This is a genomic window from Pseudomonas sp. AAC (genome assembly GCF_000725445.1).
Taxonomy (GTDB): Bacteria; Pseudomonadota; Gammaproteobacteria; order Pseudomonadales; family Pseudomonadaceae; genus Pseudomonas; species Pseudomonas citronellolis.
Map to the genome: position 1 here is coordinate 680158 of NZ_KL647096.1, position 24358 is coordinate 704515.

General features: G+C 69.0%; 23 protein-coding genes. 14 read left to right on the plus strand and 9 right to left on the minus strand.

What is annotated here, in order from left to right:
• Positions 1-16 precede the first annotated feature (16 nt).
• Together FG99_RS12840 and FG99_RS12845 are read right to left on the minus strand one after the other, a co-directional pair.
• Positions 17-2164, minus strand: a complete 2148-nt coding sequence (locus FG99_RS12840) for an adenosylcobalamin-dependent ribonucleoside-diphosphate reductase (protein ID WP_009614554.1) — start codon at positions 2162-2164, stop codon at positions 17-19.
• A 551-nt stretch (positions 2165-2715) separates the two neighbouring features.
• Positions 2716-3636, minus strand: coding sequence for a zinc ABC transporter substrate-binding protein ZnuA (locus FG99_RS12845; protein WP_043270070.1), 921 nt, complete (start codon positions 3634-3636; stop codon positions 2716-2718).
• A 71-nt stretch (positions 3637-3707) separates the two neighbouring features.
• Here FG99_RS12845 and zur point away from each other — a divergent pair, with 71 nt between their 5' ends.
• From zur to FG99_RS12895, 10 genes are all read left to right on the plus strand, one after another.
• Positions 3708-4214, plus strand: a complete 507-nt coding sequence (gene zur / locus FG99_RS12850) for a zinc uptake transcriptional repressor Zur (RefSeq protein ID WP_009614552.1) — start codon at positions 3708-3710, stop codon at positions 4212-4214.
• The gene (gene znuC, locus FG99_RS12855; RefSeq protein ID WP_043270072.1) at positions 4214-5023 is read left to right on the plus strand and encodes a zinc ABC transporter ATP-binding protein ZnuC; all 810 of its coding nucleotides are present in this window, start codon (positions 4214-4216) and stop codon (positions 5021-5023) included. The genes zur and znuC overlap by 1 nt, the downstream gene beginning before the upstream one ends.
• On the plus strand, positions 5016-5804 hold the full coding sequence (gene znuB / locus FG99_RS12860) for a zinc ABC transporter permease subunit ZnuB (RefSeq protein WP_009614550.1): 789 nt from the start codon (positions 5016-5018) through the stop codon (positions 5802-5804). The genes znuC and znuB overlap by 8 nt, the downstream gene beginning before the upstream one ends.
• A gap of 37 nt (positions 5805-5841) precedes the next feature.
• A complete protein-coding gene (locus FG99_RS12865) occupies positions 5842-6216 on the plus strand; it encodes a hypothetical protein (protein ID WP_043270073.1) in 375 nt (124 codons plus the stop codon).
• A 178-nt stretch (positions 6217-6394) separates the two neighbouring features.
• A complete protein-coding gene (locus FG99_RS12870; protein WP_043270074.1) occupies positions 6395-7405 on the plus strand; it encodes a methionine ABC transporter ATP-binding protein in 1011 nt (336 codons plus the stop codon).
• Complete coding sequence (locus tag FG99_RS12875) at positions 7402-8067, plus strand: methionine ABC transporter permease (RefSeq protein WP_043270075.1); 666 nt, start codon at positions 7402-7404, stop codon at positions 8065-8067. The genes FG99_RS12870 and FG99_RS12875 overlap by 4 nt, the downstream gene beginning before the upstream one ends.
• A 46-nt stretch (positions 8068-8113) precedes the next feature.
• A complete protein-coding gene (locus tag FG99_RS12880; protein ID WP_043270076.1) occupies positions 8114-8896 on the plus strand; it encodes a MetQ/NlpA family ABC transporter substrate-binding protein in 783 nt (260 codons plus the stop codon).
• Positions 8897-9495: 599 nt separating this feature from the next.
• Positions 9496-11577: a 3-hydroxyacyl-CoA dehydrogenase NAD-binding domain-containing protein gene (locus FG99_RS12885; RefSeq protein ID WP_043270077.1), complete on the plus strand. Its 2082-nt coding sequence runs from the start codon at positions 9496-9498 to the stop codon at positions 11575-11577.
• A gap of 9 nt (positions 11578-11586) precedes the next feature.
• Positions 11587-12777 carry an acyl-CoA dehydrogenase family protein gene (locus FG99_RS12890; RefSeq protein ID WP_043270078.1) on the plus strand — a complete coding sequence of 397 codons (1191 nt, stop codon included), beginning with the start codon at positions 11587-11589 and terminating at the stop codon, positions 12775-12777.
• A gap of 10 nt (positions 12778-12787) precedes the next feature.
• Complete coding sequence (locus FG99_RS12895) at positions 12788-13918, plus strand: acyl-CoA dehydrogenase family protein (protein ID WP_043270079.1); 1131 nt, start codon at positions 12788-12790, stop codon at positions 13916-13918.
• Positions 13919-14431: 513 nt separating this feature from the next.
• Here FG99_RS12895 and FG99_RS12905 read toward each other — a convergent pair.
• Positions 14432-15217: an IclR family transcriptional regulator gene (locus tag FG99_RS12905; protein WP_009614533.1), complete on the minus strand. Its 786-nt coding sequence runs from the start codon at positions 15215-15217 to the stop codon at positions 14432-14434.
• A gap of 182 nt (positions 15218-15399) precedes the next feature.
• Between FG99_RS12905 and FG99_RS12910 the strand changes: the two genes are divergently transcribed.
• Both FG99_RS12910 and FG99_RS12915 read left to right on the plus strand, forming a co-directional pair.
• Positions 15400-17031, plus strand: a complete 1632-nt coding sequence (locus tag FG99_RS12910; RefSeq protein WP_043270081.1) for an AMP-binding protein — start codon at positions 15400-15402, stop codon at positions 17029-17031.
• 50 nt (positions 17032-17081) lie between these two features.
• The gene (locus tag FG99_RS12915) at positions 17082-18617 is read left to right on the plus strand and encodes a 3-hydroxyacyl-CoA dehydrogenase (RefSeq protein ID WP_043270082.1); all 1536 of its coding nucleotides are present in this window, start codon (positions 17082-17084) and stop codon (positions 18615-18617) included.
• Positions 18618-18947: 330 nt separating this feature from the next.
• Here FG99_RS12915 and FG99_RS12920 read toward each other — a convergent pair whose 3' ends face one another.
• Together FG99_RS12920 and FG99_RS12925 are read right to left on the minus strand one after the other, a co-directional pair.
• Positions 18948-20003: an aminopeptidase gene (locus FG99_RS12920; protein ID WP_043270083.1), complete on the minus strand. Its 1056-nt coding sequence runs from the start codon at positions 20001-20003 to the stop codon at positions 18948-18950.
• Between the two features lie 85 nt (positions 20004-20088).
• A complete protein-coding gene (locus FG99_RS12925) occupies positions 20089-21180 on the minus strand; it encodes an aminopeptidase (protein ID WP_051878802.1) in 1092 nt (363 codons plus the stop codon).
• Positions 21181-21248: 68 nt separating this feature from the next.
• Here FG99_RS12925 and FG99_RS12930 point away from each other — a divergent pair, with 68 nt between their 5' ends.
• Positions 21249-21674 carry a PA0061/PA0062 family lipoprotein gene (locus FG99_RS12930; protein ID WP_043270085.1) on the plus strand — a complete coding sequence of 142 codons (426 nt, stop codon included), beginning with the start codon at positions 21249-21251 and terminating at the stop codon, positions 21672-21674.
• Between the two features lie 66 nt (positions 21675-21740).
• Positions 21741-22175, plus strand: a complete 435-nt coding sequence (locus FG99_RS12935; RefSeq protein WP_009614521.1) for a PA0061/PA0062 family lipoprotein — start codon at positions 21741-21743, stop codon at positions 22173-22175.
• A gap of 10 nt (positions 22176-22185) precedes the next feature.
• Here the strand turns inward: FG99_RS12935 and FG99_RS12940 are convergent, their stop codons facing one another.
• From FG99_RS12940 to FG99_RS12955, 4 genes are all read right to left on the minus strand, one after another.
• Entirely contained in the window at positions 22186-22398 is a 213-nt protein-coding gene (locus FG99_RS12940; protein ID WP_099049091.1) for a DUF1161 domain-containing protein, read from the minus strand.
• Between the two features lie 148 nt (positions 22399-22546).
• On the minus strand, positions 22547-22771 hold the full coding sequence (locus FG99_RS12945; protein ID WP_043270087.1) for a DUF1161 domain-containing protein: 225 nt from the start codon (positions 22769-22771) through the stop codon (positions 22547-22549).
• A gap of 124 nt (positions 22772-22895) precedes the next feature.
• Complete coding sequence (locus FG99_RS12950; RefSeq protein ID WP_009614515.1) at positions 22896-23111, minus strand: dodecin; 216 nt, start codon at positions 23109-23111, stop codon at positions 22896-22898.
• A 103-nt stretch (positions 23112-23214) separates the two neighbouring features.
• The gene (locus FG99_RS12955; protein WP_043270089.1) at positions 23215-24105 is read right to left on the minus strand and encodes a LysR family transcriptional regulator; all 891 of its coding nucleotides are present in this window, start codon (positions 24103-24105) and stop codon (positions 23215-23217) included.
• Between the last annotated feature and the right edge of the window lie 253 nt (positions 24106-24358).

Below are 24358 nucleotides of genomic sequence, written 5' to 3' on the forward strand. Positions count from 1 at the left end.
GGATTCCTCCGCGGCTTCAGAACTTGCCGTAGTAGCCTTCTTTCAAGGCATCGAACAGGTTGGCGGCGGTGTGGGTCTCGCCGTCGTACTCCACTTCCTCGTTGCCCTTGAGTTCCACCGTGCTGCCGTCTTCCAGCTCGAAGCGGTAGAGGGTCTTCTCCAGGTCCGAGTCCTTGACCAGCACGCCCTGGAAGGCGGCCGGGTTGAAGCGGAAGGTGGTGCAGCCCTTCAGGCCCTGGCGCCAGGCGTAGAGGTAGATGTCCTTGAAGTCCTCGAAGGGGTAGTCGGTGGGCACGTTGGCGGTCTTGGAGATCGACGAGTCGATCCAGCGCTGCGCCGCCGCCTGGATGTCCACGTGCTGCTGCGGGGTGATGTCGTCGGCGGTGACGAAGTACTCCGGCAGGCGGTGCTTGCCGTCCTCGGCGTCGGGCACGGCCTTGGCGTCGACCTTGGCGCGGTAGGCCAGCAGTTCGTAGCTGAACACCGAGATCTTCTCCTTGGTCTTGCGCCCGGCGCGGATCAGGTTGCGCGAGTAGTGGTGGGCGAAGCTCGGCTCGATGCCGTTGGAGGCGTTGTTGGCCAGGCTCAGGCTGATGGTGCCGGTGGGCGCGATGGAGCTGTGGTGGGTGAAGCGCGCGCCGTGGCGGGCCAGGGCCTCGACCAGCTGCGGGGCGTGCTCGGCGATGCGCTGCATGTAGCGCGAATACTTGGCGTGGAGGACGCGGCCGGGCACCCGGTCGCCCACTTTCAGGCCGTCGGCGGCCATTTCCGGGCGCTTGCGCAGCATTTCCGCGGTCACTTCGTAGTCCTGCGCCAGCACCGGCGCCGGGCCTTTCTCCAGGGCCAGGTCTAGGGCCACTTCCCAGCCCACCAGGGCCATTTCGCGCGCCACTTCCTCGGTGAACACGCAGGCCTCGGGGCTGCCGTAGCGCAGCTTGAGCATGGTCAGCGTCGAGCCCAGGCCAAGGAAGCCCATGCCGTGGCGGCGCTTGCCGAGGATTTCCTCACGCTGCTGCGCCAGCGGCAGGCCGTTGACCTCCACCACGTTGTCGAGCATGCGGGTGAACACCCGCACCACCTCGCGGTAGCGCTCCCAGTCGAAGTGCGGCTCCTCGCCGAAGGGGTCGACGACGAAGCCGGTGAGGTTCACCGAGCCCAGCAGGCAGGAACCATAGGGCGGCAGCGGCTGCTCGCCGCAGGGGTTGGTGGCGCGGATGGCCTCGCACCACCAGTTGTTGTTCAGCTCGTTGACGCGGTCGATGAGGATGAAGCCCGGCTCGGCGTAGTCGTAGGTGGAGACCATGATCATGTCCCACAGGTGCCGCGCCTTCACGCGCCCGTAGACCTTGCAGGCGACGCGGCCGTCCTCGCCGACCAGGTATTCGTCGTGGATCGGCCAGTCGCGCCAGAGCACCTGGGCCGGGTCGTCCAGGTCGACCTCGTCGCGCTCCTTGTGGTGCACCGGGAACAGCAGCGGCCAGTCGGCGTCGGCCTGCACCGCCTGCATGAAGTCGTCGGTGATCAGCAGGCTGAGGTTGAACTGGCGCAGCCGGCCGTCCTCGCGCTTGGCGCGGATGAACTCGCGCACGTCCGGGTGGGCGACGTCGAAGGTGCCCATCTGCGCGCCGCGGCGGCCGCCGGCGGAGCTGACGGTGAAGCACATCTTGTCGAAGATATCCATGAACGACAGCGGCCCGCTGGTGTGCGCGCCGGCGCCGGACACGTAGGCGCCGCGCGGGCGCAGGGTGCTGAACTCGTAGCCGATGCCGCAGCCGGCCTTGAGCGTCAGGCCGGCCTCGTGGACCTTCTGCAGGATGTCGTCCATGGAGTCGTGGATGATCCCGGAGACGGTGCAGTTGATGGTCGAGGTGGCCGGCTTGTGCCCCTGGGCGCCGGCGTTGGAGATGATCCGCCCGGCCGGGATGGCGCCATGCCGCAGGGCCCAGAGGAAGCGCTCGTACCAGTGCTCGCGGGTCGCCGCGTCCGGCTCGACGTCCGCCAGGGCGCGGGCCACCCGCTGCCAGGTCTCGTCGACGCTGGCGTCGATGGGCGTGCCGTCCTTCTGCTTGAGCCGGTACTTGCTGTCCCAGATGTCCTGGGACGCCGGCTGCAGTTCGAGTGCCGCCTGGTCTGTGCCCTGCGGGCGAGCATCGGTCTTGGCCATCCGCTGAAGATCCTCCCGTTGGTGCGCGGCCGGCTTGGGGCAGACCGCAATATCTAGTTATCCAGTAAATACACGAAACTACATATTGTGTATTTAGTCCAGCCGGAGACTCTAGTACCCGGAAGAGGTATTTGCCTATGAGGCGATGGGACGCAGGGGGAAAGTGTAGGTGAGCGGGGGCGGGAGGGAGGGGGTTGGGGTGGGGGCAAGAGCCTAAGTGCCCAAGAGCGCAAGAGCGCCCTCTCCCTAACCCTCTCCCTGAAGGGAGAGGGGACCGTTGGGCAGAGTCGGAGATATAGGAGTTAGCCGGCAACGCCGAAATTTTCAGGCTGATGCCTGTTCTATTCTCGGCACGAACTAGCCCCCTCTCCCTTCAGGGAGAGGGCTGGGGAGAGGGAGCGGTACCCATCCCAGCACCATGGCCCCCCGGCAGGCACCATTCCCTCTCACCCCACCAAAGACCGTAGGATGGGTTGAGCTTGCGATACCCATCACCATGGCATGGCCCGATGGGTATCGCTTCGCTCAACCCATCCTACAAGAGCGCCGCCTCAGAGCTTCTCCAGGCACCCGGCGAACTCATCGGCCAGGTTGCCCAGCAGCCTCTCATAGCCATTGGCGTCGACCTTGACCGCCACGCCCAGATCATCCAGCTCGGCCAGCTGCACCGGCAGGCCGGCGCTGAGGGTATCGGCCAGGCGCGGGCGGAGCGGCGGTTCGCTGAAGATGCACGACGGGCCGGCCTTCTGCAGTTGCGCGCGCATCGCGGCGACGTGCTTCGCCCCCGGCTGCACGTCCGCGGACAGGGCGAAGACCCCGGCGTGGCGCAGGCCGTAGGCTTCCTCGAAGTAGTCGAAGGCTTCGTGGAAGACGAAGTAGGGCTTGCCGACCAGCGGCGCCAGGCGCTGCTTCAGGCGCGCGTCGAGCTGTTCCATGCGCTCGTCGAAGGCCTTGAGGTTGGCCTGGTAGCGCCCGGCGTTGAGCGGGTCGGCGATGGCCAGGTCCTCGGCCATGCGCGCGGCGATGGCCTGGGCGTTGGCCGGCAGCAGCCAGAGGTGCGCGTCCAGGGTGCCGGGGCGGTGATCGTGGTCGTGGTCCTCGTAGTCGGCGTGGCTCATGTTCTCGAAGTTGACGAACTTGCGCAGGTGCATGCCCGGCAGCTCCTGCACCGCCACGCTGGGGGCCTGGCGGGCCTGCAGCGGCTTGTCGAGGAACACTTCCATGTCCGGGCCCACCCAGTAGAACAGCTGGGCCTCGCGCAGGCGGCGCACGTCCGAGGGGCGCAGGGCGTAGCTGTGCGGCGAGGCGCCGGGCGGCAGCAGCACGTCGGGGCTGCCCTCGCCGTCCTGGACGGCGGCGGCGATCAGTTGCAGCGGCTTGATGCTGGTCAGCACCTTGACCTCGGCGCTGGCGCCAAGGCTCAGGAACAGGGTGCAACAGGCGAGGAGCAGGGCGGATGGGCGCAGGGACACGGCGGACTCACACGGGCAGGGAGGTAAAGGGTAATATAATAACGTCTCCGTACCCGAGCGTCGTCGCCGCAATGTACAAGTTGATGCCCAACACCCCGCTGGCCTGCCGCCCGCACGACCACGCCACCTGCGTGGCCGGCGCCCTGGCCGAGGCCGACGCGCTCTGCGCGCGCCAGGGCGTGCGCCTGACCGAGCTGCGCCGGCGCGTGCTGGAACTGGTCTGGCAGAGCCACAGGCCGCTGGGCGCCTACGACATCCTCGCCGTGCTCAGCGAGGAAGACGGCCGCCGCGCCGCGCCGCCCACCGTCTACCGGGCGCTGGACTTCCTCCTGGAAAACGGCCTGGTGCACCGCATCGCCTCGCTCAACGCCTTCGTCGGCTGCAACAACCCCGAGCACGCCCACGAGGGCCAGTTCCTCATCTGCCGCGCCTGCCACACCGCCATCGAGCTGGAACAGCCGGCCATCAGCCAGGCCATAGTCGCCGGCGCCGAGGGCGTCGGCTTCAGCGTCGAGACGCAGACCGTCGAAGTGGTCGGCCTCTGCGCCGCCTGCGCGCCCAAGCAGCGGGAGGCCTGATGAGCCAGCCCCTGGTCCGCCTCGAAGGGGTGGGCGTGCGCTATGCCGGGCAGGCGGTGCTGCAGAACGTCAGCCTGAGCATCGGCGCCGGCGAGATCGTCACCTTGATCGGCCCCAACGGCGCCGGCAAGACCACCCTGGTGCGCAGCGTGCTCGGCCTGCTCAGGCCCGACAGCGGCACGGTGTGGCGCCAGCCGAAGCTGACCATCGGCTACATGCCGCAGAAGCTCCACGTCGACCCGACCCTGCCGCTCTCGGTGCTGCGCTTCCTGCGCCTGGTGCCCGGCGTGGGCCGCGAGCAGGCCCTGGCCGCGCTCAAGGAAGTGGGCGCCGCGCAGGTGCTGGACAGCCCGCTGCAGACCGTCTCCGGCGGCGAACTGCAGCGCGTGCTGCTGGCCCGCGCGCTGCTGCGCAAGCCGCAGCTGCTGGTGCTCGACGAGCCCGTGCAGGGCGTCGACGTCGCCGGCCAGGCCGAGCTGTACCGCCTGATCACCCGCCTGCGCGACCGCCTGGGCTGCGGCGTGCTGATGGTCTCCCACGACCTGCACCTGGTGATGAGCACCACCGACCAGGTGGTCTGCCTGAACCGCCACGTGTGCTGCCACGGGCACCCCGAGCAGGTCAGCGGCGACCCGGCCTTCGTCGAGCTGTTCGGCCAGGACGCCCGCAGCCTGGCGGTCTACCACCACCACCACGACCATGCCCACGACCTGCACGGCGAAGTGGTGCCGCAGGGCGGCGCCGGCCTGGCTATCCACGGCAAACTGACCCCGGTACACAAGCACGGCCCCGACTGCAACCATGGCTGATTTCCTTCTCTACGCGCTGCTGGCCGGGCTGTCCCTGGCGCTGGTCGCCGGCCCCCTGGGCTCCTTCGTGGTCTGGCGGCGCATGGCCTATTTCGGCGACACCCTGTCCCATGCCGCGCTGCTCGGCGTGGCCCTGGGCTTCCTGCTGGACGTCAGCCCGACCCTCGCGGTGACCGTCGGCTGCGTACTGCTGGCCGTGCTGCTGGTGACCCTGCAGCAGCGCCAGCCGCTGGCCGCCGACACCCTGCTGGGCATCCTCGCCCACAGCACGCTGTCCCTGGGCCTGGTGACCCTGAGCTTCATGAAGGAAGTGCGGGTGGACCTGATGGCCTACCTGTTCGGCGACCTGCTGGCGGTGAGCCAGACCGACCTCATGTGGATAGTCGCCGGCAGCGCCCTGGTGCTGGGGCTGATCTGCTGGCTGTGGCGGCCGCTGCTGGCGATCACCGTGCACGAGGAACTGGCGCGGGTCGAGGGCCTGCCGGTGACCGCCATCCGCCTGGCGCTGATGCTGCTGATCGCCATCGTCATCGCCGTGGCCATGAAGATCGTCGGCGTGCTGCTGATCACCTCGCTGCTGATCATTCCCGCCGCCGCCGCCCAGCGCCACGCCCGCAGCCCCGAGCAGATGGCCTTCGGCGCCACCCTGGTGGGCCTGGTGGCGGTGTGCGCCGGGCTTGCGCTGTCGTGGTTCAAGGACACCCCGGCCGGGCCGTCCATCGTGGTCAGTGCCGCAGCGCTGTTCCTGCTGAGTTTTGTCCTGCCGCGGCGGACGGTGTAGAATTTGTCGATTTTTTGATCAATCGAGAATGACTGGCATGAAGTTCCTTGCCCTCCGTCTGCTTTTCGTCCTCTCCCTCGCCCTGCTGCTGGGCGCGTGCCAGAGCCTGTCCGGCCAGGCGCCGGCCGGCTCCGGCTTCGAGGCCCGCCTGGCCGCCGGCCAGCTGGAAGCCGCGCAACTGCAGCTGGGCCAGGAGCACGAGGATGCCGCGCAGCTGGCCGAACGCCGCCAGCGCCTGGCCGACGCCTACCTGCAACGCAGCCGCGAGGCCCTGCAGGCCGGCGACGTCAACGGCGCCAGCAACGCCCTGGCCCGCGCCCGCTCGCTGATGCCGCGCGCCCCGGCGCTGGCCGCCGATGTCAAGGACATCGGCCAGCCCAAGGCCGCCGCCCCGGTCAAGTGCGAGCCCTGAAAGCCGCGTCCGCCCGTCTTATTCCGTTTCGCCCGGCCCTTATCCGAACAAGGATTAATCGGCTATAGGAAAGCAGGGTAAAATGCGCGGTTTTTGCCGAGCGCCTACGCTCGTTTGCCAGGACACCCCGGCAGAGCGCGCCATTCCCACACTTCGCCGTACCCACAAGGTTCGCCACGTGATCGAATTCCACGACGTCCACAAGACCTACCGCGTCGCCGGCCGCGACATCCCGGCCCTGCAGCCGACGCGCCTGAGCATCGGCGCCGGCCAGGTGTTCGGCCTGATCGGCCACTCCGGCGCCGGCAAGAGCACCCTGCTGCGCCTGATCAACCGCCTGGAAGAACCCAGCGGCGGGCGCATCGTCATCGACGGCGAGGACGTCACCGCCCTCGACGCCGACGGCCTGCGGCGCTTCCGCCAGCGCGTCGGGATGATCTTCCAGCACTTCAACCTGCTGGCCTCCAAGACCGTGGCCGAGAACATCGCCATGCCGATGAAGCTGGCCGGCAGCTTCGGCGCCGCGCAGATCGCCGCGCGGGTGGACGAACTGCTCAAGCGCGTGGGCCTGCAGGACCACGCCCGCAAGTACCCGGCGCAGCTTTCCGGCGGCCAGAAGCAGCGCGTCGGCATCGCCCGCGCCCTGGCCTGCGGGCCCAAGCTGCTGCTCTGCGACGAGGCCACCAGCGCGCTGGACCCGCAGACCACCGGCCAGGTCCTGCAGCTGCTGGCTGAGATCAACCGCGAGCTGAAGCTGACCATCGTGCTCATCACCCATGAGATGGACGTGATCCGCCGCGTCTGCGACCGCGTGGCGGTGATGGACGCCGGGCGCATCGTCGAGCAGGGCGAGGTGGCCGACGTCTTCCTCCACCCGCAGCACGAAACCACCCGGCGCTTCGTCTTCGAGGCCGAGCGCGTCGACGAGGACGAACAGCACGACGACTTCGCCCACGTGCCCGGGCGTATCCTGCGCCTGACCTTCCGCGGCGAAGCCACCTACGCCCCCCTGCTGGGCACGGTGGCGCGGCAGACCGGGGTGGACTACAGCATCCTCGCCGGGCGCATCGACCGCATCAAGGACCAGCCCTACGGCCAGCTGACCCTGGCCCTGGTGGGCGGTGACATGGAGGCGGCCATGGCCCAGCTGAACGCGGCCGAGGTGCATGTGGAGGTGCTGCGCGCATGAACGACTTCTTTATAAATATCGACTGGTCGGAAATCCTCCAGGCCAGCATCGACACCTTCTGGATGCTCGGCGGCTCGCTGCTGTTCACCGTCATCCTCGGCCTGCCGCTGGGCGTGCTGCTGTTCCTCACCGGGCCCAGGCAGCTGTTCCAGAACCGCGCGGTCTACGCCCTGCTGTCCTTCGTGGTCAACGTGCTGCGTTCGCTGCCGTTCATCATCCTGCTGATCGTGATGATCCCCTTCACCGTGCTGATCACCGGCACCTCGCTGGGCGTCGCCGGGGCCATCCCGCCGCTGGTGGTGGGCGCCACGCCGTTCTTCGCGCGCCTGGTGGAAACCGCCCTGCGCGAGGTCGACAAGGGCATCATCGAGGCCACCCAGGCGATGGGCGCCAGCACCCGCCAGATCATCTGCAACGCCCTGCTGCCGGAGGCCCGCCCGGGCATCATCGCCGCCATCACCGTCACCGCCATCACCCTGGTGTCCTACACCGCGATGGCCGGCGTGGTCGGCGCCGGCGGCCTCGGCGACTTGGCCATCCGCTTTGGCTACCAGCGCTTCCAGACCGACGTCATGGTGGTCACCGTGATCATGCTGCTGGTGCTGGTACAGGTTCTGCAGACCGTCGGCGACAAGCTGGTGGTCCACTTCTCCCGCAAATAACCACAAGGCCCCGCGGGCCACAGGAAAATCCCAAAAGGAGCGCTCCATGAAGAAACTGCTTGCCGCCTTCGCCGCCACCGCGGCGCTGTCGATCACCGGCGCCAACGCGGCCGAAACCCTCAGCGTGGCCGCCACCCCGGTGCCGCACGCGGAAATCCTCAACTTCGTCAAACCCATCCTGGCCAAGGAAGGGGTGGAGCTGAAGGTCAAGGAATTCACCGACTACGTGCAGCCCAACACCCAGGTCGCCGAGAAGCGCCTGGACGCCAACTTCTTCCAGCACCAGCCGTACCTGGACGAGTTCAACAAGTCCAAGGGCACCAGCCTGGTAGCCGTCACCGGCGTGCACATCGAGCCGCTGGGCGCCTACTCCAGCAAGTACAAGAAGCTCGACGAGCTGCCCTCCGGCGCCACCGTGGTGATCCCCAACGACGCCACCAACGGCGGCCGCGCCCTGCTGCTGCTGGCCAAGACCGGCCTGATCAAGCTCAAGGACGAGAAGAGCATCACCGCCACCCCGAAGGACATCACCGACAACCCGAAGAACATCAAGGTGCGTGAACTGGAAGCCGCGACCCTGCCGCGCGTGCTGGGCCAGGTCGACCTGGCGCTGATCAACACCAACTACGCCCTGGAAGCCAAGCTGAACCCGACCAAGGACGCCCTGGCCATCGAGGGTTCGGACTCGCCCTACGTGAACATCCTGGTAGCCCGCCCGGACAACAAGGACAGCGACGCCATGAAGAAACTGGCCGCCGCCCTGCACAGCCCCGAGGTGAAGCAGTTCATCCTGGAGAAGTACAAGGGTGCCGTGGTTCCGGCGTTCTGATAGCCGACCGCACCTTTGAAGAAGCCGCGCCCCGCAAGGGCGCGGCTTTTTTTCGCCTGTAAACAAGCTGAAACGGCGGGGGAGCTATAACGGTGTTTCCACGACTTCTTTTCGCTTAACAGACCGCTTTTCCAGATTCAGGCAGGGGAGAGCGGTCTTTTTTTGTCTGCGTTTCGGCCGACGCCCTGCGCTCTACGTTCTCGTAGGAGCGAGCTTGCTCGCGAACGGATTTCCGGCCGGGCCTATGGTGTTTGTCCGAAGAGCGCCCTCTCCCCAGCCCTCTCCCTGAAGGGAGAGGGGGCAGTCTGTGCCGAGAGAAGTGATGGTTTCAGCCGGAAACCGCTGGCGCTGCCGGCTAACTCAGGAATGCCCGAACGCGCCGAACGGTCCCCTCTCCCTTCAGGGAGAGGGTTAGGGAGAGGGGCGGAGTCAAACCACGACACCGAAGCAGCCGGGAGGCACCGTTCGCGAGCAAGGGCTAGGCGCCCCCTCGCTCCTACGAAAAGCACAACCCCCTCGACAACCCCCAGTGATCTTTATATTCTGCACAGCGAAACATAATTCCGTTAAAAACCACAATTACAACGGAGACGCTGAGCATGTCCGAGGTAGTGCAGGTCGAACGTCACGCCGACGTGGCCCTGATCAAGGTCGACAATCCCCCGGTCAACGCCCTGGGCCTGGCGGTGCGCGCCGGGTTGCTGCGGGCCTTCCGCGAGGCCGAGGCGGATGCCGCGGTGCGCGCGGTGGTGCTGGTGTGCGCCGGGCGCACCTTCATGGCCGGAGCCGACATCAAGGAATTCGGCAAGCCGCCGCAGGCGCCCTCGCTGCCCGAGGTGGTGGAAGCCATCGAGGCCTCCGCCAAGCCCAGCGTGGCAGTCATCCACGGCACCGCCCTGGGCGGCGGGCTGGAAGTGGCCCTGGCCTGCCATTACCGCATCGCCCGGGCCGACGCCCAGGTCGGCCTGCCGGAAGTGAAGATCGGCCTGCTCCCCGGCGCTGGCGGCACCCAGCGCCTGCCGCGCCTGGCCGGCGTGGAACGGGCGCTGGAGATGATCGTCTCCGGCAACCCGGTGAAGGCGCCGCAGGCCGTGGAATACGGCATCCTCGACAAACTCGTCGACGGCGACCTGGCCGAAGCCGGCCTGGCCTACGCCCGCCGCCTGCTGGACGAAGGCCGCGGCCCGCGCCGCAGCGGCGAGCGCCAGGTGCAAGGCGACGCCGCGCTGATCGCCGCCAAGCACGCCGAAGTGCAGAAGCGCATGCCCGGCCTGTTCTCCCCGCTGCGCTGCGTGGCCGCGGTGGAAGCCGCCAGCCGCCTGCCCCTGGCCGAGGGCCTGAAGCGCGAGCGCGAACTGTTCCAGGAATGCCTGGAGTCGCCGCAGCGCGCCGCCCTCATCCACGCCTTCTTCGCCGAGCGCGAAGCGGCGAAGATCGCCGGCCTGCCCGCCGACACCCCGGTGCGCGAAGTGCGCACGGCCGCGGTGATCGGCGGCGGCACCATGGGCGTGGGCATCGCCCTGTGCTTCGCCAACGTCGGCATCCCGGTGAAGCTGCTGGAAGTCGACGGCGCCGCCCTCGACCGCGCCCTGCAACGCGCCCGCGCCACCTACCAGGCCAGCGTCGAACGCGGCAGCCTCACCAGCGACGCAATGGAAAAGCGCCTGGGCCTGATCCAGGGCGTGCTCGACTACGCCGCGCTAGCCGACGCGGACCTGGCGATCGAAGCCGTGTTCGAGAGCCTGGAGGTCAAGCGCCAGGTCTTCGAGCGCCTGGACGCGGTGTGCAAGCCCGGCGCCATCCTCGCCAGCAACACCTCGTCGCTGGACCTCGATGCCATCGCCGCCTTCACCCGCCGCCCGCAGGACGTGGTCGGCCTGCACTTCTTCAGCCCGGCCAACGTCATGCGCCTGCTGGAAGTGGTGCGCGGCCGCGAGACTTCCGCCGAAGTGCTGGCCAGCGCCATGCAACTGGGCAAGCGCCTGAAGAAGGTCGCGGTGGCGGTGGGCGTGTGCGACGGCTTCGTCGGCAACCGCATGATCTTCCAGTACGGCCGCCAGGCCGAGTTCCTCCTGGAAGAAGGCGCCAGCCCGGCCCAGGTGGACGCCGCCCTGCGCGACTTCGGCATGGCCATGGGCCCGCTGGCGGTGCGCGACCTCTCCGGGCTGGACATCAGCCACGCCATCCGCGAGCGCCAGCGCCCCGGCCTCGAGCCCGGGCAGACGCTGCCCACGGTGCTCGACCACCTGTACGCCGCCGGCATGCTCGGGCAGAAGAGCGGCGCCGGCTTCTACCTCTACCCGCAAGGCTCGCGCACCCCGCAGGACAACCCGGCGCTGCCGGCCATGCTCGAACAGGCCGCTGCTGCCCGCGGCATCACTCGCCAGCCGGTGAGCGCCGAGCACATCGTCGAGCGCTGCCTCTTCGCCCTGGTCAACGAGGCCGCGCGCATCCTCGACGAGGGCATCGCCCAGCGCGCCAGCGACGTCGACCTGATCTTCCTCAACGGCTACGGCTTCCCCGCCTGGCGCGGCGGCCCGCTGTTCCACGCCGACCGCCTGGGCCTGGACCACGTACTGCAACGCATCCGCGAATTCCACCAGCGCTTCGGCGCCTGGTGGGAGCCGGCGCCGCTGCTCGAACGCCTGGTGGCCGAAGGCCGCCGTTTCGCCGACCTCTAAGGAACCGCCATGGACATCCACTTCACCCCCGACGAACTGGCCTTCCGCGATGAAGTCCGCGCTTTCCTGCGCGACAAGCTGCCGGCCGACATCGCCAGCAAGGTGCGCCTGGGCAAGCACCTGAACAAACAGGACCACCAGCGCTGGCAACGCGCCCTCAGCGAGCAGGGCTGGTACGCCAGCCACTGGCCGGTGGAATTCGGCGGCACCGGATGGAACGCCGTGCAGAAGCACATCTTCGAAGAGGAATGCGCCGCCTTCGGCGCGCCGCGCACCATCCCCTTCGGTGTGAACATGGTCGCCCCAGTGATCATCAGGTTCGGCACGCCCGAGCAGCAGGCCCACTACCTGCCGCGCATCCTCGACGGCACCGACTGGTGGTGCCAGGGCTACTCCGAGCCGGGCGCCGGCTCCGACCTGGCCTCGCTGAAGACCCGCGCGGTGCGCGAGGGCGACCACTACATCGTCAACGGTCAGAAGACCTGGACGACACTGGGCCAGCACGCCGACTGGATCTTCTGCCTGGTGCGCACCGACCCGGAGGCTCAGCAGCAGCGCGGCATCAGCTTCCTGCTGATCGACATGCAGAGCCCCGGCATCACCGTGCGGCCGATCATCACCCTGGACGGCGAGCACGAGGTCAACGAAGTCTTCTTCGACAACGTGAAGGTGCCGGTGCAGAACCTGGTCGGCCGCGAGAACGAAGGCTGGACCTGCGCCAAGTACCTGCTCACCTACGAGCGCACCGGCCTGGCCGGCATAGGCGCGTCCAAGGCAGTGCTGGCGCACCTCAAGCGCGTGGCCAGCCGCGAGCTGTGCGACGGCAGGCCGATGCTGGAAGACCCGCTGTTCCGCGCCCAGGTGGCCGAGGTGGAGATGCAGTTGATGGCCATCGAGATGAGCACCCTGCGCATCCTCGCCGCCGCCCGCGAAGGCGGCGTGCCGGGGGCGGAAAGCTCGATCCTCAAGGTCAAGGGCACCGAGATCCGCCAGGCCATCAGCCATCTGCTGCGCAAGGTCATCGGCCCCTACGCGCTGCCCTTCCTCGAAGAAGAATTCGAGCTGGGCGCCGAGCCGCTGCACGCCGACTACGCCAGCGCGCCGGCCAGCCAGTACTTCAACCTGCGCAAGCTGTCGATCTTCGGCGGCTCCAACGAAATCCAGAAGAACATCGTCTCGAAGATGATTCTCGAGCTGTGAGGGCGTGAGCATGGACTTCAAACTCAGCGAAGAGCAGCAGATGCTGCAGGACACCGCGGCGCGCCTGGTGCGCGACGAATACGCCTTCGACAGGCGCGAGGGCTTCGGCAACAGCGAACTTGGCTACAGCGCCGGCTTCTGGCGCCAGCTGGGCGAGCTGGGCCTGACCTCGGTGTCGCTGCCCGAAGCCTACGGCGGCTTCGGCGGCGGCGTGGACAGCATGCTGGTGCTCACCGAACTGGGCCGCGGCCTGTGCCTGGAGCCCTACCTGCAATCGGTGGTGCACGCCGGCGGGCTGCTCGCCCAACTGGGCAGCCAGGCGCAGAAGGACAGCTGGCTGCCGCGCATCGCCAGCGCCGAGGCGCAGCTGGCGGTGGCCCTGGAAGAGCCGCAGAGCCATTACCAGCTGCACGACGTGCAGACCCACGCGGAGAAGGCCGGCGACGGTTGGAAGCTCAACGGCCGCAAGGCGGTGGTGATCGGCGGGCAGAGCGCCACGGCGATCCTGGTTTCGGCGCGGGTAGCGGGCAACGCGCGGGACGAGGCGGGCATCGGCCTGTTCCTGGTCGATCCGCAGCAGAGCGGCGTGCAGCGCCGTGCCTATCCGACCATCGACGGGCAGAAGGCTTGCGAGCTGTTCCTCGACGGCGCCGTGGCCGAGGCCGTCGGCGTGCCGGGCGAAGCATTGCCGGCGCTGCGCTACCAGCAGGGCCGCGCCATCGCCGCGCAGTGCGCGGAAGCCCTGGGCAGCATGCAGGAAGCCTGCGCCCTGACCCTCGACTACCTGAAGACGCGCAAGCAGTTCGGCGTGCCCATCGGCAAGTTCCAGGTGCTGCAGCACCGCATGGTGGACATGCGCAGCGAGCTGGAGCAGGCCACGTCCATGGCCATCCTCGCCGCCTGCGTGGCGGACCAGCCGGACAGCGCCGAGCGCAGCCGCACCCTGGCCGCGGCCAAGTTCATCGTCACCCGCGCCGGGCGCTACATCGCCGAGCAGGCGATCCAGCTGCACGGCGGCATCGGCATGACCTGGGAATACGTGCTGGCGCACCATGCCAAGCGGCTGGTGATGCTGGGTCACCAGTTGGGCGATGACGATCATCACCTGAAGGCTTATGCGGGGTTGATGGAGGTAACGTAGGGCAGGCCTGCGGCCCCCTCACCCTAACCCTCTCCCGGAGGGAGAGGGGACCGTTTGGTGTGTGCGGGGAGGTTGGAGTCAGTCGGGGAAACTGAGCTGGCTCCTGGCTCAAAGGTCCAGGCGGGATTGATGGGGTGGCGCAGGGCAGGCACTGCGGCCCCTCCCAGCTCTGGAGTGGTAGCTTGACTCTGTCCCCTCTCCCCAGCCCTCTCCCTGAAGGGAGAGGGGGCTAGTCTGTGCCGAGAGGAGGAATGGTTTCAGCCGGAAACCAACGGCGCTGCCGACTGACTCCAGAATCCCCAGTTCTGCCCAACGGTCCCCTCTCCCTTCAGGGAGAGGGTTAGGAAGAGGGCGCTCTTCAGGACAAGCACCGCCCCCACCCAGCTGAAACCCCACTCCCAGCCGGCACGGACAGCTCCCTCTCCCTCTGGGAGAGGGCTGGGGTGAGGGAAAAGCCCGAGCACCAACACCACCAGACCCACACCTTGGAGCGAGCTTGCTCGCGAACCCGCCTCAGGCCCCCAGGCTCTCGATATCCCGCGCCAGCATCTCCAGCTCATGGGCCAGCGACCCCTTGAGCGTTTCCTCGCTCAACTGGAACGACGGCGCACCACAGGTCAGCGCCATCAGCCCCCCATCGGCCAGGCGCAGCGGCACGCCGGCCGCACGCACATTACGGTCCCAGTCACCGAGGGACAGGCAGAAACCATGCTCGCGATATTCCTCGAAGGAACGCTCCAGCGACGCACGCATGGCCGCCCAGTCGCCTTCATGACGGGCTTCGAGGGCCTGCAGCAAATGCTCCCGCTCCTGCTCCGGAGTCGCCGCCAGGTAGGCACGACCCGCAGCAGTGGTAGCCAACGGCAGGCGCACACCAGCATCCATACGCAGCGAGGTAGCCTCCGGCGGCCGGCAGTTCTCCACGTAGATCATCGACAGCCAGTCGCGGCAGGTCAGGCCCACGGTGGTGTTGGTGCGGCGGGCGAAGGCGTCCATGTACGGCTTGGCCAGCTGGCGCACGCGCAGGTTCGACACGTAGGCGTAGCCCAGGGCGAGCACGCCGGAATCCAGCTGGTACTTCTCGTGCTGCTGCGAATAGCTGAGGTAGCCGAGCCTGGTCAGCGTGTAGGTCATGCGCGACACGGTCGGCTTGGGCAGGCCGGTGATCCGCGCGATCTCCTGGTTGCCCAGCACCACCGAGCCGTGGGTGAAGGCGCGCAGCACGTCCAGGCCGCGGGCCAGGGCCTCGACGAACTTGCGGTCCTTGGGTGCGCTGGAGTCTTCGAAATCGTCGCTCATGCTGCCTCGGCTATGGGGAAATAAGGGCCGGAGCGGCGTCCGGCGCGGGCGAACGATAGCAGATCGGCATGCCGCGGACAGCAGGGCGACGGGCCGTTGCACAGGCAAAGGCTATCGCATACCATCGATTTCGACATCATGTTTCGCAGAGCAGAATAACAATTCACTGATGGAGGGCGACGATGCCCGTCACTGCCGAAAGCCATGTCGCCGCGCAATTCGCCGCGCGCGGTTACCACAACGTCCACGACCTGCTGCGCGACGCCAGCCGCGAACACCCCGAGCGCCCCGCCTTCTCCTGCGCCGGCAGTTGCCTGAGCTTCGCCGAGCTGGAGCGCCAGGCCGACGCCTTCGCCCGTTACCTGCGCCACTGCGCCGGCCTGCAACCCGGCGAGCGCCTGGCGCTGATGCTGCCCAACTCCCTGCAATACCCCATCGCCGCCTTCGGCGCGCTCAAGGCCGGGCTGGTGCTGGTCAACACCAACCCGCAGTACACCGCCGGCGAGCTGAGCCACCAGCTGCGCGACTCCGGCGCCGTGGCCATACTGCTGCTCGACCGCCTGCTGCCGCTGCTGCGCAAGGTCCAGGGCGACAGCGCGGTGCGCCAGGTGCTGCTGACCTCGGTGGAAGACATGCAAGCGCCGCAGTACGCCTGCGACGAGCCCGACGCCACGCGCTTCATGCAGGCCCTGCGCCTGGGCGCCGAAGCCCCGCCGCTGGACGCCGAGCCGGGCCTGGAACGCCTGGCGCTGCTGCAGTACACCGGCGGCACCACCGGCGTGTCCAAGGGCGCCATGCTCAGCCACTACAACCTGCTGGCCAACGTCATCCAGACCCTGGAGCTGTTCATGCGCCCGGGCCTGCTCGACCCGGCCAACGACGTGCGCATCGCCCCGCTGCCGCTGTACCACATCATGGCCTTCTCCACGAACTGCCTCAGCTCGGTGGCCATGGGGCTGCACACCGTGGTGATCCGCGACGGGCGCAACCTCGACGAGATCATCGAGGCCATGCGCCGCTACCCCTTCAGCCTGCTCAGCGGGCTGAACAGCCTGTTCGTCGGGCTGATGAACCACCCGGCCTTCGCCAGCCTGGACTTCAGCCACCTGAAATGGGTGACCAGCGGCGGCGCGCCGCTCAACCTGGAAGTCGGCCGGCGCTGGCAGGCGCTCACCGGCGCCCCGGTGCTGGAGGGCTTCGGCCTCACCGAGGCATCGCCTGTGGTGTGCACCAACACCCGGCTGACGCCCTACCGCGAGGGCTTCGTCGGCCAGCCGCTGATCGACACCGAGGTGCGCATCGTCGACGAGGAGGGCAACCCGTGCCCGCTGGAAGTGCCCGGCGAGCTGTGCCTGCGCGGCCCGCAGGTGATGCTCGGCTACTGGGGCCGCCCGGAGGAAACCGCCCAGGTGCTGGACGCCGACGGCTGGCTGCGCACCGGCGACATCGCCCTGCAGGATGCCAACGGCCTGCTGAAGATCGTCGACCGCAAGAAGGACATGATCCTGGTGTCGGGCTTCAACGTCTTCCCCAACGAGGTGGAGGACGCGGTGATGCGCCACCCGGGCATCCGCGAGTGCATCGCCATCGGCGTGCCGGACCTGCGCAAGGGCGAATCGGTGAAGCTGTTCGTCAGCCTGCGCGACCCGGCCCTGGACGCCGCCGCGATCATCGCCCACTGCCGCGAGCACCTCACCGGCTACAAGGTGCCGAGCTTCGTCGAGATTCTCGACGAGCTGCCCAAGACCTCGGTGGGCAAGATGCTCCGCCGCCAGTTGCGCGACCTGGAAGCACGACGGAACCCCACGACGTGACGACAGCGACTAAGGTGAAGACAAGCCAGCCAGACAGGGGCCCCAAGCCCATGCCCGAGAGCAACCTTCCCGCGTTCCGCCGCATCGGCGTGATAGGCGCCGGCGCCATGGGCCGCGGCATCGCCCAGTTGTTCGCCAGCGCCGGGGTGCCGGTGCAGCTCTACGACAGCCGCGCCGAGAGCATCCAGCAGGCCCTGGACTTCAACCGCGAGCTGCTCGAGCGCGCCGCCGCCAAGGGCAAGCTCGGCGCCGACGCCCTGGCCGCCACCCTGCAGCGCCTGCAAGCGGCGCACAGCCTGGACGAGCTGGCCGGCTGCGACCTGCTGGTCGAGGCCATCGTCGAAGACCTCGGCGCCAAGCAGGCGCTGCTCGCCGAACTGGAAGCGCGGGTGGCGGACGACGCGGTGCTGGCCAGCAACACCTCGTCGCTGTCGATCACCCGTATCGCCGCGCGCTGCCGACGCCCCGAGCGAGTGGCCGGCTTCCACTTCTTCAACCCGGCGCCCCTGATGCGCATCGTCGAAGTGGTGCGCGGCCAGCGCACCGACGAGGCGGTGATAACGCGCCTTTCGCGCCTGGCCGAGCAGGCCGGGCACTTCCCGGCGGTGAGCCCGGACAGCCCCGGCTTCATCGTCAACCACGCCGGCCGCGCCTACAGCACCGAGGCCTTGCGCATCCTCGGCGAAGGCATCGCCAGCGCCGCGCAGATCGACCGCATCCTGCGCGACGGCGCCGGCTTCCGCATGGGGCCCTTCGAGCTGTTCGACCTGACCGGGCTGGACGTTTCCCACGCGGTGATGGAATCGCTCTACCAGCAGTTCTACCAGGACCCGCGCTACCTGCCCTCGCCCCTGGCGGCGCAGCGGGTGGCCGCCGGCCTGCTCGGGCGCAAGAGCGGCGAGGGCTTCTACCGCTACCGCGACGGCCAGCCGCTGCGCGAGCCGGAGCCGCAACCCGAGCCGGTGGTGCTGGACCGGCCCTTCTGGCTGGACAGCCAGGACCCGGAGCTGCGCCACCACGTCGGCCAGTTGCTGATCCAGGCCGGGCTGGTGCTGGAGAGCGCCGAGGCGCCTTCGGCCCGCGCCATCTGCCTGGTCACCCCGCTGGGGGAAGACGCCAGCACCCGCATCGACGCCCTCGGCCTGCCGGCGGAGCGCAGCCTGGCCCTGGAAAGCTTCGGCGACCTTGACAAGCGCCGCGTGCTGATGCGCCAGCCGGCCCTCGACCCGCAGCTGGAGGCTCAGGCGCGCCAGGCCCTGGGCGCCGACGGCGTGCCGGTGGAGGTGATCAACGACTCCGCCGGCTTCGTCACCCAGCGGGTGATCGCCAGCATCGTCAACCTGGGCTGCGAGATCGCCCAGCGCGGCATCGCCACCCCGGTGACCCTCGACCGCGCGGTGCAACTGGCCCTGGGCTACCCCTTCGGCCCGCTGGCCTTCGGCGAGCACTACGGCGCGGCGCGCATCCTCACCATCCTCCAGGGCCTGCAGGCCTGCTACGGCGAACCGCGCTACCGCCCCAGCCCCTGGCTGCGCCGCCGCGTGCAGCTGGACCTGCCGCTGCACGCCCCGGATGCGGCGGACTGAGAACAACTGCCTTACAGGCCGCACCGAACCGCTCTTCGTAGGAGCGGGCCCGGCCCGCGATTTCGCGCGCAGGGCGCGCTCCTACAGGGAAGCTACGCGGGTGGGGGTGGCGTAGGAGCGGGCTCCGTCCGCGATAGGCCCAGCGCCGGCCCTGCCGGCGAAATCGCGGATAAATCCGCTCCTACGGGGTGAGGAATGCAACCGCTCCTGCAGGCACAGGAGAAACGCCATCGTAGGATGGGTTGAGCGAAGCGATACCCATCACCCCGGCCCGATGGGTTTCGCAAGCTCAACCCATCCTACGAAGAGCGCCTCGGCGCAGGCGGTGCCTCACAACCACCGAAACCGCCCATCCGCAAGCTGCTCCAACGCCGCCTGCCGCTGCGCCGCGGGCAGCGCGCCGAGCCTTGCGGCCTGGGCATAGAACGCCGACCAGTCGCCGTCGACCTGGCGGTATAGCGCGGCGAAGGCCGGCACCCACTGGTCGTAGAGCGCGAAGGGCAGCAGCGTGGCGTTGTTCAGCGGCCCGTCGATCCAGCCGTCGAACAGGCCCTTGCCACCCCAGCGCCGGGCCACCAGTTGCCGGTATTCGCTACGCAGGCGCTCGAACTCGGCGGCCTTGCGCGCCCGCATGGCCTCCGGCGGCAGGCCGCTGGCGTAGAGCGCCTGCAACCGCGCCCGCGTCGCCAGCAGCAGGGCCGCCAGCTCCTCGCGCTGCCGTGGCCCCGTCTCCGTCGGCAACGGCTGCCCGCGCGAGGCCAGCCACTGGCGCAGCCCCTCCCGCTGCACGAAGACCGCCAGGGATTCGTTGAAGGCGCTGTCGCCGGGCAGGTACAGGCGCTGGTGGGCCAGCTCGTGGAAGATCAGCTCGGCCTGGTGCGCCTCGTCGCCGAGCATGGTGCTGAGGATGGGCGCATCCTCGCGCCCGGGAATGGTGAAGGCCGCGGCCGCGCCTATGCAGGTGTCCAGGCCCTGGCGCTGCAGCTCGGCCGCCGCGCGCCGAGCGGCATGCGGATCGTAGAAGCCGAGGTAGCTGACGCAGCCGGCGCGGGGAAAGCAGCGATCGCGCGGCCGCAGGGAGAATTCGTCGGTAGCGAACAGGTTCCACACCGCATAGTCCCGGCGCAGGTCGGCGTAGCGGCGGTAGCTGGCGTTGTCCGGCAGGTCCAGGTGGCGGCTGGCGAAGTCGCGGGCGGCCAGGGCGGCGGCGAGCAGGCGCCGGGTGCGCGCGTCGGTGCCGGGGTCGGCCAGCACCTCGGCCACCGGCAGGGCATTGGCCAGCACTTGCCGCTGGCCCTCGTGCAACTGCTCCTGGTAGCTCCCGGCGGCGCAGGCCATCAGCAACGGCAGGCCCAGGCAGACCAAGGTGCAATGGACCAGGCCCATGGCGCACCTCCATGCCCGTTGACCCGGGGCAGGGGGGCCATGGCGGCCCGCGCGAAGTCAAGAAATCGACTCTTTACGGGTGAGCCTAGCGCAGGCTGACGAATTCGCCGGTTTTCAGTCGAACCAGCGCTGCCTGGCGCTCTTCCGCGGGCAGCGCGCCGAGCTTCTCGACCCGCGCATAGAACGCCGGCCAGTTGCCGCCGACCTGGCGCAGCAGGGTGGCGAAGGCCGGCACCCACTGGTCGTAGAGGCCGAATGGCAGCAGCTTGGCGTTGTTCAGCGGGCCGTTCACCCAGGCGTCGTAGGGGCACTTGCCGGCCCATTCGCGCTGGCACAGTTCACGGTAGTCGCGGCGCAGGCGCTCGAACTCGGCGGCCTTGGCGGCGCGCTTGTCGGCCTCGGGCAGGTCGCGGGCGTAGAGCTCCTTCAGGCGCTCGCGGGTGTCCAGCACCAGGCGGGTGAAGCCTTCGCGCTGGCGCACGCGGCTGGCCTGTTCCGGCGGCAGGCCGCGGAAGGCGCGCCAGCGGCGGCCGCCCTCCTGCTCGACGAAGCTGGCGTAGGATTCGTTGAAGGCGGTGTCGCCCGGCAGGTAGAAGCGCTGGTGGGCCAGCTCGTGGAACAGCGTCTCGGCCAGGCGCTGGTCGTCCCAGCGCAGCATGCTGCTGATGATCGGGTCGTCGAACCAGCCGAGGGTGGAGTAGGCCTCCACGCCGCCGACGTAGACGTCCCAGCTCTGCGCCTTCAGGCGCTGCGCCTCAGCCTTGGCGCCGGCCTCGGCGTAGTAGCCGCGGTAGGCCACGCAGCCGGCGATGGGGAAGCAGTGGGTGAGCGGCTGCAGCGACAGCTCCGGCGTGGCGAACACGTTCCACACCACGTAGGGCCGGTGGATATCGCTGTACAGCCGGTAGCTGCGGTTGTCCGGCAGGGCCAGCTCGGCGCTGGCGAAGGCGCGGGCCTCCTGGGACAGCGCCAGGCGCTGGCGCAGCCTGGCGTCGCGGGCGGGGTCGGCGACCACCTCGGCCACCGGCTCGCGGGCCGCCAGCAACTGCAACTGGCCGTTGCCCAGTTGGCTGTAATAGCCGGCGGTGGAACAACCGCCCAGCAGGAAGAACGCCAGGCAGGGAACCCAGCGGGGCAATCGGCGGTCGAGAAACGCAATACACAGGCGGGCGGGCATGCGCGGCACATTAGCACAGGCCCCGAACCGCCGCTGCCGACACAACGAGACCACCCTGGAGTGTACCCATGCGCCCGCTGCTGCTCGCCACCGGCCTGCTCGTCCTGAGCGGTTGCTCGCTGATCCTGCCGCAACCCGACCCCAACCGTGCCTGGATCGACCTCGACACCAACGGCCAGAGCGACCTCTCGGCCCTGCAGGTGGACGACCAGCCCTGGCACAGCACCCGCTACTTCGAGGTCGACCCCGGCCAGCACGAGCTGCGCGTGCGCTACCAGTTCCAGGTCGAACCGCAGAACATCGGTTCCGAGGCCGCAGTTTCCGAGGCGATGTGGCGCGACTGCCAGCTGACCCTCAAGTACAAGGACTTCGGCGCCGGCCAGCGTTACCGCCTGGAGACCGGCAGCATCGGCTTCTACCCCTGGGCGCGGCTGTACGACCAGCAGGCCAATGAAATCGCCCGCGGCCGCACCGGGCGCTGCGAGAAGGTCTGAGCGAACGCGCCGCGGCGCCGCCCAGGGCGTATGCTGGGCGGATTCCCCGCTTCGAGCGACACCGCCATGGGCAAACTCCCGCTGCTGTTCCTCCCGGCCCTGCTGAGCGCCTGCGCCGGCCCGCTGCCGGCCCACGACCCGCAGCTGGCCTGGGTCGACCTCTACACCCAGCCGGCCAACACCCTGCTCGCCGAGCGCCTGGACAAGCAGGTGCTGCGCGACGGCCGCTTCTTCCAGGTGCCGCCGGGCAAGCACGAGCTGGAAGTGCGCTACCAGTACGAGATTCCCGGGGGTGGCGGCGGCGGCCTGGCGATGAGCGACAACACCACGCAGATCACCTGCCGCGTATGGCTGACCTACGACAACTTCGCCCCCGGCCAGCGCTACCGCCTGGAAGTGCGCCCGCAACTGCGCAAGGCCCTGGCCCTGCTCACCGATGCCAACGGCCAGCTGGTGGCCAAGACCGATTTCCAGGGGCGGATGGACTGCGGGCTGTTCTGAGCCGGGCGGCTCAGTCGTCGTTCTTCTGGTAGATGATCTTGCGCGTGCCGCCCTCGCAGCTGCCGACCACCATGCTCGGGTCCTTCACCTCGGCGTTGGTGACTATCTCCAGGGTGTAGGCGGTCACCCCGGCGGACTGGATCTTGGTCTCGATCTCCGCCTTGAGTTCCTCGCACGGCTTGGTCTTCGCCTGGGCGGCGCCCGCGCAGGCCAGGGCCAGCATCAGCACGGCGAACTTGCTCACGGTCATGGCATTCCCTCGTCAGCCCCACCACGGGGCGCCCTATCCTAACGAGAGACAGCGCGGCGGCGACAGAGTGCCCAACGACGAAGGGGCGCCAATGGCGCCCCTTCGCGGTCCCGCGGCGGCTTCAGTGCCGCGAATAGACGATCTCCTTGCTGCCGCCCTCGCAGGTGCCGACCACCTGACGAGCGCCACCCGCGCCCTTGTCGACGATCTCCAGGGTGTAGCCCGAGACGCCCTTGGCCTGGAGTTTCGCGTCGATCTCGGCCTTGAGCTCCTCGCACGGCTTGCCGGCGGCCAGGACGCTGCCCGCCATGGCCAGTAGGCCGGCGGCCAACAACAGGTTCTTCATGGCTGATGCTCTCCGTTGAACGAATGGACGAAGGGCCCCGCTGGGCCCGTGAAACGGCCGCCCCGCGGCGGCCCCCGAAAGCCCCCGGCGCCCCGGCCCGCGGGCGCGCGGCGGCAAATGCCGGTCAGCTGTCGGCGATCTTGAAGCCGACCTTCAGCGTCACCTGGTAATGCCCCACCGCACCGTTCTCGATATGCCCGCGGGTGTCCACCACCTCGAACCATTCCAGGTTCTTCAACGACTTCGAGGCCTCGGCCAGGGCGTTGTTGATGGCGTCCTCGATGCTGGTGCGCGAAGACCCGACCAGCTCGATCTTCTTGTAGGTGTGATGGTTCGACATCGGCTTCTCCTTGAGCGCGCCCGGCGGCGCGCAGTGCTGAATGTCCTCGTAGGACACTAGCCGAGCCCTGGAAGTGCAGCAAATTGCCGCCAGGGGGCAACCCTCAGCGCGCGGCCAGTTCCGTTCGCAACCAGCGGGCCAGGCGTTCGGCGCGGGCGTCGCCGCGCCGGGCCGGCACCCACAGCGCCAGGCGCGCGGCGGTTTCGGCGAAGCCCCAGGGCGCGGCGAGGCGGCCGGCGGCGAGGTCGTCGGCCACCAGCGCCTGGGGGGCGATGGCCACGCCAAGGCCGGCCACCGCCGCTTCCAGCAGGTAGTACAGGTGCTCGAAGCCCTGGCCCAGGTGCAGGGCGCCGGCGTCCAGGCCCTGGGCGAGCGCCCATTGCGGCCAGGCCTGGGGCCGCGAGGCGGTGTGCAGCAATGCCTCGCCCAGCAGCGCCCGGGGCTCGGCCAGCTGCAGTTCGGCGAAGCGCGGGTGGCGCGGGCTGAGCACCGGGCCGATGCGCTCGGCGGCCAGTTCGAACACCTGCATGTCGGCCGGCCACGGCGGCTCGGCGAACAGCAGGGTGGCGTCGACGCCGCCGCGGCGTGGGTCCAGTTCGCCCTCGCTGGCCGAGAGTTGCAGGCGCAGTTCCGGCAGCTCGCGGTTGAGGCGGTCCAGGCGCGGGATGAACCAGCGGGCCAGCAGGCTTCCCGGGCAACCGAGCACGAAGGGCGCCTCGCCGCCAGCCTGGCGCAGCTCGGCGCAGACACGGCGCAGGCGCTCGAAGGCGTCGCCGCTGGCCTCGCCCAAGCGGCGCCCGGCATCGGTGAGTTTTACGCCGCGCCCGTCCTTGGCCAGCAGGGCCACGCCGAGGTCTTCCTCCAGTTGCCGCAGCTGCCGGCTCACCGCGCCGTGGGTGACATGCAGCTCGGCCGCCGCCTGGCTCACGCCGCCGAGACGGGCGACGGCATCGAAGGCGCGCAGGGCGTTGAGCGGGGGAAGGTCGCGGCTCATGGCGTTAAACCTGTGAGTTTTCCTGACATGTCCGGGCGATCTTATCGCTTTTCCCGCCCGGCTGGCAGTCGTATCCTCGGCACATTCCGTAGGAGCAACGGCCTTGCGCCGAGGTGCTCTTCGTAGGATGGGTTGAGCTTGCGATACCCATGCTGCCGTGGTGATGGGTATCGCTTCGCTCAACGCCATCCTACGAAAAGCCGTGCTTCCCTGGAGGTGTTTCGCACCCAGGGGCGCTCCTGCCTACCGACAC